This window comes from Alteromonas confluentis (genome assembly GCF_001757105.1).
In the GTDB taxonomy this organism is placed as follows: domain Bacteria; phylum Pseudomonadota; class Gammaproteobacteria; order Enterobacterales; family Alteromonadaceae; genus Alteromonas; species Alteromonas confluentis.
The window spans coordinates 305,600-313,084 of record NZ_MDHN01000041.1 but is presented as its reverse complement, the minus strand read 5'-3'; the positions used below and the strand labels follow the sequence as shown (position 1 = coordinate 313,084).

4 protein-coding genes and 1 pseudogene are annotated in these 7,485 nt (G+C 46.9%); 2 read left to right on the top strand and 3 right to left on the bottom strand.

The genetic code is table 11. The annotated features are described in order from the left end of the window. Both BFC18_RS21785 and BFC18_RS19370 read right to left on the bottom strand, forming a co-directional pair. Positions 1 to 1,418 (bottom strand): annotated as a pseudogene (locus tag BFC18_RS21785) (hypothetical protein); the annotation flags it as partial. A gap of 303 nt (positions 1,419 to 1,721) precedes the next feature. After that, positions 1,722 to 2,615, bottom strand: a complete 894-nt coding sequence (locus tag BFC18_RS19370; protein ID WP_070127261.1) for an MBL fold metallo-hydrolase — start codon at positions 2,613 to 2,615, stop codon at positions 1,722 to 1,724. A gap of 150 nt (positions 2,616 to 2,765) precedes the next feature. Between BFC18_RS19370 and BFC18_RS19365 the strand changes: the two genes are divergently transcribed. Together BFC18_RS19365 and BFC18_RS19360 are read left to right on the top strand one after the other, a co-directional pair. Then, positions 2,766 to 3,683: a LysR family transcriptional regulator gene (locus tag BFC18_RS19365; protein WP_070127259.1), complete on the top strand. Its 918-nt coding sequence runs from the start codon at positions 2,766 to 2,768 to the stop codon at positions 3,681 to 3,683. Between the two features lie 162 nt (positions 3,684 to 3,845). Next, entirely contained in the window at positions 3,846 to 5,927 is a 2,082-nt protein-coding gene (locus BFC18_RS19360; RefSeq protein ID WP_070127257.1) for a bifunctional diguanylate cyclase/phosphodiesterase, read from the top strand. Positions 5,928 to 5,940: 13 nt separating this feature from the next. On the opposite strand, the gene BFC18_RS19355 is transcribed toward BFC18_RS19360, so the two are convergent. Beyond that, positions 5,941 to 7,341: an aminotransferase-like domain-containing protein gene (locus BFC18_RS19355; RefSeq protein ID WP_070127255.1), complete on the bottom strand. Its 1,401-nt coding sequence runs from the start codon at positions 7,339 to 7,341 to the stop codon at positions 5,941 to 5,943. Between the last annotated feature and the right edge of the window lie 144 nt (positions 7,342 to 7,485).

The window sequence follows — 7,485 nt, the reverse complement described above, 5'->3', positions numbered from 1 at the left end:
GAAATGTTTGCGTCCTGCATGACCACGGTGTAGCTGCCAGATTCAGGAAGTTCTAGACGGTCGAACCGAGCAACATTGTGATCGAAGGCGCTTTGCAGAAATGCACCTGAAGGGGTATAGATCCGAACCAGCGGTGCCAGCCCTGCTAAGTCTTCATCAGTAATCTGCATGGAAATAATGTCGCCTGCGTCACCATCAAACTGCCAGGTATCAATATCACCTAATTCGATGGTTTCCTCCACATAGCCGCCATTAATCAGGGAGCCATGTTCATTGACTGGCGGCTTAACGAAGTAGATGCGATAGTCACCGGTCTGGTAATGACCACTGGAACCGGAAATGTTTGCATCTTGCATGACCACGGTATAGCTGCCAGATTCGGGGAGTTCGAGACGGTCGAATCGAGCAACATTATGATCGTAGGCACTCTGTAAAAATGCACCTGAAGGCGTATAAATTCGAACCAGCGGCGCCAGCCCTGCTAAGTCTTCATCAGTAATCTGCATGGAAATAATGTCGCCTGCGTCACCATCAAACTGCCAGGTATCGATATCACCTAATTCGATGGTTTCCTCTACATAACCGCCGTTAATCAGAAAGCCATGTTCATTGATTGGCGGCTTGACGAAGTAGATGCGATAGTTCCCGGTTTGATGGTAGCCACTCGAACCTGATATATCTGCATCTTGCACGACCACGGTGTAGCTGCCTGATTCGGGGAGTTCGAGACGGTCGAAGCGGGCAACATTGTGATCGAAGGCGCTCTGCAGAAATGCGCCAGAAGGGGTATAGATCCTAACCAGCGGAGCTAGCCCTGCTAAATCTTCATCAGTAATCTGCATGGAAATAATATCGCCTGTATCACCATCAAATTGCCAACTATCGATGTCACCCAATTCGATGGTTTCTTCTACGTAGCTGCCGTTAAGTAAAGCGCCATGCTCGCTAACAGGTGGTTTTACGAAATAGATGCGATAAGCGCCTGTGTCATCATCGCCGCTGGAACCACTAATATCTGCGTCCTGGGCAGTCACGGTATAACTGCCAGACTCAGGGAGTTCCAACCGATCAATACGCGGCACGTTGTGAGCATAGGCACTACTGAGAAGTGTGCCTGATGGTGAATAAACACGAAGTAGAGGCGCAAATTCGACTTGGTTTTCATCAGTCATCTGGAGCGATACAATATCCCCCGCATCACCCTCAAACGTCCAAGTATCAACTTCTTGGGCAACCGCAATTTCGCCCTCAACGTAGCCCCCATTATTGAGTTCATTAGCGGTAGCGGGGAAGGTGATAGCTGAGACCGCGAAAACGGTCCACAGTAGTTTTAATGATTTACCGACAGAGACAAACCGCCAGACGCATGTTTCTTTTAGTGTCGCATACAGGTATCTGTAAAAGAGTGTAGATCGCATTATCAACAGTCCTTTCTTCAATCAGAGTTTATAGTGCGACCGGGGCTGGTACGTCGTTCGTAGGGAGTAAAACCCTGGAACATCCATCGCGGTCTCGAGGCCGGAAATGGCTTTTTCTACTATGAAAAAAGAAAGGAAATTTTATAACCGGAGAAAAACGCTAACTGGAATTTCCCATGGTTAAGTGAGACTAAGTGAAACACTTTTTGCACTAAATGCGTCAATAATTCAGTCTGAATTGTTGTATTGCTTATGACCAGCGTGGCTCGAAAGGCCACACTGGCTAACATTACGTATTATTTATTACGGCCACTGCATCTCACCGGCAATGACTTTCGCGCTAAGTTCCAACGAGGGCAGTCCAGAAAGTTGAGGATAAGATTTCTGCATCTGGCTGATAATTTTTTCACTCGATTGCGCTTGCGATGCTTTCTCGAATTCTAATAAATAGTCTCTGGTGAACATCAGGGCTGATGCGTCTGTCGCTGAGGTAGGAAGCATATGTCCTGGCACCACCAACTCAGGTTGTAATGCAATCATATTGTTTAGTGTGTTAATCCATGCATGACGTTCAGCGTCTTTTTGTGTGTCTGCCACCCAAACATGCATGTCACTGAATACCAACACACCACCTACAATTGCCTTCAACGTGGGGATCCAAAGATAGTGCCTATCTGATAGTCCCGTTTCCGCATTTTTAATTTCAATAACATCATTACCTAATTTAAGTGACGAAGAAGAGTAGGGCTTAGGAATCACCATATCTTCCAGTGATTGAGGGCCGTTATCTTTCAGCATATCGCCCCACACTTTTATTTTAAGCTCTACGGTTCGCATTATGGCGGCGACGGTATCGGGTGCTGCAAGTATTTCTGCCTGTGGAAATGCCTCGGTGATTGGCTTTAAATTGAAGTAATAATCGGGATCGTTGTGAGAAACAAATATCGCTTTTAGCTGTTTATTCGCATCTTTTATGGCCTGAATAGTTTTCTGCGCTTCAGAATAGGTAAAGCCACCATCAATAAGAATGGCTTGTTCGCCATTGCTTATCAGTGTTGGAGCACGAGAAAAACCGGCTTGACCACTGGGTAAGTAGGTTAAATCAAGATTTGCGGCATGAACGGCAAAGGTCGATAAAGCTATGGCGATGCAAAGCAATAATCGATTGGCCTGGTTGAATAGAGCGCGTTTTCTCATTTGGATTTCCGTTTTAACGGCAAGTTGCCTGGGTAACGATAAGGGAGGAAAACGGTTCTTAAACACTCGCTACCAGCCCTGTGGATACTATTTACCCGATGCTAATTCAATACTATTATTTGATAAATTCACCTATAGCTAATCAATTGTATGTTAAAAACTAACAATCAATCTGGCGGCGAGTCTCTGAATAATCTTCGAAGGCTTTCATACTTTGTGGCCCTTTATGAAACCGGTTCATTCACCGCCGCTGCTGATAAAATGGGGATCAGTAAGGCTGTGGTGAGCCAGCAAATTGCCCGATTAGAGAGTGAGTTTCAGACCACGCTGCTACTTAGAACCACGCGCAGAATTCAATTCACGCCTATCGGTGAGAGTTTCTACCAGAGATGTACAAAAATTCTAAAAGAGGCTGAGGACGCATTTGGAGAGTTGCACCGATATAATAGTACGCCAGAAGGCACGCTTAATCTTACCGCACCGTTAGATTTTGGTATTGATCGCGTTGTACCTGCCATAAAGCTGTTCACTGAGCGCTACCCACTTTGTAAAGTGAATCTTGTGCTGGAAGACTGCGCTCTTGATTTAGCAAAAGAAAACCTGGAATTGGGTATTCGCGTTGGCTGGTTGAAAGAGCATAATGTTCAGGCGCGCAAAATTGGTGATTTTAAACAGTTGCTGGTGGCCTCAAAGGCCTTCGAACCGAAAGTTCAGGAGCTCACTACACCGGAGCAATTAGCGCATCTTCCCTTTATTGCAAATACGGTTTTGAAGCAGCCGTTAGACTGGCGCTTTGTCAGTCAATTCGAGGAGGAACAGCTTGTTGCGTTTGAGTCTAGGATATCGATGGACAAAACACTGGCTGTGAAAACAGCATTATTATCAGGGACGGGGCTCTCTGTATTGCCAGACTATTCGGTGAAATCTGAACTTGATGCAGGCACATTGATAAGCGTTTTACCAAACTGGCATTTGCCATCGGGGCATGTGTACGCCGTGCTTCCCTATGCCCGTTTCCGACCAGCAAGAATCAATGCCTTTATCGACATACTTACCGCTCAGGTATAACTTTTCATATCCTCGTTGTATTGCAGTGATTTTAAAATGAAATTCGACTAATTAGACTTAAGTCTAATATTTAAGGCTGATGTTTTGTCACTGTCTATACTTCCTGTCTTTTAAAAATTGAAGGGAAATGGCATGCACAGTTGCTAACGAAAGGGCAAAGAAATGGAAGCACAGTATCACATTGGACTCGTGGCGTTATCGCTGGGAGTTGCGTTTATCGCTTCACTCACCGCGTTGGATATGGCGGGACGCCTTAGAGCAACGAAAGGTCTGGCATCAAAGTTGTGGCTTGGAGGTGGTGCATTTTCAATGGGAGTCGGGATCTGGGCCATGCATTTCGTGGGCATGCTGGCCATGGACATGTCTTCAGCCGTTGCTTACAACATTCCTCTCACCGTTATCTCCTTTGCCGCTGCTGTGCTGTCTTCCGCACTGGCACTAACGGTGGTGAAAACCGGCAAGTTAACTGCGACTCGTTTATGTTCCGGGGCTGCGCTTATGGGAGCGGGGGTTTGCCTGATGCATTATATCGGGATGGCGGCAATGCAAATTCACGGTGAACTCAGTTATCAGCCGTTTATCTTCGCGCTTTCCGTGCTAATTGCCGTTACTGCATCTGGCGCCGCGTTGTGGCTGGTTTTCAGGCTTAACCCAACTTCAAAGCAACGTCCATCATTGTGGTATCGCACAGGCGCAGGGCTGGTAATGGCGCTGGGTATCACCGGTATGCATTATACCGGCATGGCTGCGACCATTTATCCTGAGCATGCAATGATGAACAATGACGATGGCTTATCGCCAGCGCTGCTAGCGATTTATGTGGCAACGGTTTCTGTCATCATCATGCTTGGTGCATTGCTGCTTTCTATTTACGATACACACCTCACTTCGGCCAATGCGCAACTGGCGGCGTCGTTAAGCGAAGCCAATACCGAGCTTAAGGGTATGGTGTACCGGGACCCGCTAACAAAATTACCTAACCGGTTATTCTTTGAAGAGAAGATCACGGAATTGCTCAGCGAAGGCTGCGATTCTTTTAGTGTTTTCTTTGTCGACCTTGATCACTTCAAGAAGATAAACGATTCGCTCGGTCATCATGTTGGCGACATTCTTATTAAACAATCTGCGGCGCGACTGAGTGCAGCGGTGCGTGATACCGATCTTGTCGCCCGGGTAGGGGGTGATGAATTTATGGTTCTCATTCAGGGAAATCCCTCCAAAAAGACCGCTGAAAGCCTGGCTTTCCGTATTGTCGAAACCTTGCAGCAGCCGTTTCAAATTGAAGATGTGATGGTGAATGTGTCGAGCAGCGTTGGCGTGAGTATGTATCCTGAACATGCAGAGCAAATGCACGAGCTGATGGTTTATGCCGATGCAGCCATGTATGCCGCGAAAAAATCAGGGCGAAACAGCTATGTGTTTTATCAACAAGATATGACCAGCGGCACTGAGCGAAGAGCAAAAATGGATGAACGCCTGCGTTTGGCTTTAGCAAACGGCAGCCTTCATCTGGCGTACCAGCCTAAAGTGGATGTATTAACCGGTGTGGTTACTGGGGTTGAGGCACTTATCCGCTGGCAGGACGAAGAGCTTGGTGTGGTAACGCCCGACGAACTTATTCCATTCGCTGAAGACTCTAACCTGATTTTGCCGCTTGGTGACTGGGTTCTGAAAACGGCGTGTCAGTTTTCCGCGAAATGGGAGCATGAGAATGGCAAGCCGCTGCCGATTGCTGTGAATATCTCTGCAATGCAATTAAGCCATCGCGGTTTCATTGATAGTGTTCGTCAGGTACTTGAAGATACAGGATTGAATCCCCGTAGGTTGGAACTTGAATTAACTGAAAGCACGTTGGTTAAAGACCCTAAATATGCCCAGGAAGTGATGTTTCAGCTTCGTGATATTGGCGTGTCGATATCCATTGATGATTTTGGAACGGGTTACTCAAATCTGGCACAGCTGCGACGTTTCCCTATCGACAGACTTAAAATTGATAAAAGCTTTATGTCTGAGGCGGTGGTGAACGAGCAGGATGCAGCTATCGTGAAGTCGGTGATTGCACTGGCGCAGATCCTCAATCTTCAGGTCACAACAGAAGGCATTGAAACCGAAGAACAACTCGAATTTGTGCGCTCGTTGAAGGGCCAGGAATATCAGGGGTACTACTATAGCAAAGCATTGGAAGCGGATGATCTTCGCGACCTGCTGGTAGAGAAATTACAGTCTATGGATCTCACAGCCTAATCAACCCTAAGCGCTATACGCTGATCTTTTGGATATAGCGCGTTAATTTTGATAAAAGCGCCCGGCGGGTATCGGTTAATTCAAACGAAGCATTTAGCCTGAAGCAGTGAGCAAACTCGTTGTTCAGGGTAAAGAGCTTTCCAGGCGCAATCGTAATATGCATGCGAAGCGCTTCACGATAGATGTCTATGGTGTCTACCTGAGGTTGGCACTCTATCCACAGAAAATAACCACCGTCATCGATGTGAATTGTGGCGACATTCTGCAGGTTCTCTTTTAAGAATGCAGCCATCGCTTTCTTACGGATAATCAGTTTTTTTCGGAGCTGATTCAGGTGAGACTCATAATTTCTGCTTTTTAAGTAATCAACCAGAGCCATTTGAATTGGAGCACTCGTTGCTAATGTGGTCATGAGTTGTTGCTTTTGAATAGTCATACAATGACGGCCAGCGGCAACCCAACCAATGCGGTATCCTGCAACAAGGGATTTCGAGAACGAAGAACACAGCATGCTATTCCCGTTCGTCGTAAAGTGCTTTATTGGGAGTGGTGGTGCGGATGACGCGTACAATTCGGCATAAACATCGTCTTCGATGAGGGCGACGTCATACGTTTCCAATAATCGTGCAATGCGCTGTTTTTTCTCATCCGATAATGAATACCCAATGGGGTTTTGAAAGCTACTCATAAGCCAGCAGGCTTTTACCGGATAATTCTGAAAAGCGCGCTCCAGTGCCGCAATATCCAGTCCATTTTCTGGCGTGACAGCGACGGTGATCACTTTTAATCCTAACCTTTCCAGCGCCTGCATCGCGCCATAAAATACCGGTGATTCAATAACAACCCAATCGCCAGGGCGAATGCAACATTGCAAACTCAGGTTCAGCGCTTCGAGCGCCCCAGCGGTAATGACAATTTCGTCTGGCGAAATATTCATGCCTCTGGCGGCATACCTTTTGGCGATAATTTTTCGTAACTCTTCGTTGCCCGGCGGAAAGTTATCCATGGCACTGGTAAGTGATATTTGCTGCGCGGCAGCGCCGATGGATTTGTTGAGTTGCTGCCTGGGGTACAGCGTGGGATCGGGGTACGCAAATCCGAGGCCAAACATGTGTGGATCTCGGGAGGCCTGGACTACCTCATAAACAAAGTCATTAATACTTACTGCGTCAGCCGCTTGCACGTTGTTCATCGAAGAAGGGCGCGTGGGGGCGGTAACGATAAAACCGGAGCGTTCCCGGGAACTGATAAGGCCCTGGCTTTCAAGAAGCTGATAAGCATTCAGCACTGTCATCAAACTATAGCCACTGATTTGCGCTTGCTTGCGTAAAGATGGCAGTTTCTCATTCTCCTGCCAGATCCCACGTTCAATTTGCTGCTTAATTTGACTCGCTAAGGTCTCGTACTTTGCCACATATCGCCCCTCATGCAGATGCGAATTGAACTATAACAGCTGTGATTATGATCTGTTATATAAAAGTGCCTTTGGTTTGTATCTGTTTGAAAGCATGCAGTCGGGATATTGTGGATATCGTCAACTACCAAGCCTTCCATCTGT

Excerpts from the sequence above, each read along its gene's own strand:
- BFC18_RS19370 (WP_070127261.1), bottom strand. The coding sequence starts at position 2,615 with ATGAGAAAACGCGCTCTATTCAACCAGGCCAATCGATTATTGCTTTGC.
- BFC18_RS19365 (WP_070127259.1), top strand. The coding sequence starts at position 2,766 with ATGTTAAAAACTAACAATCAATCTGGCGGCGAGTCTCTGAATAATCTT.
- BFC18_RS19360 (WP_070127257.1), top strand. The coding sequence starts at position 3,846 with ATGGAAGCACAGTATCACATTGGACTCGTGGCGTTATCGCTGGGAGTT.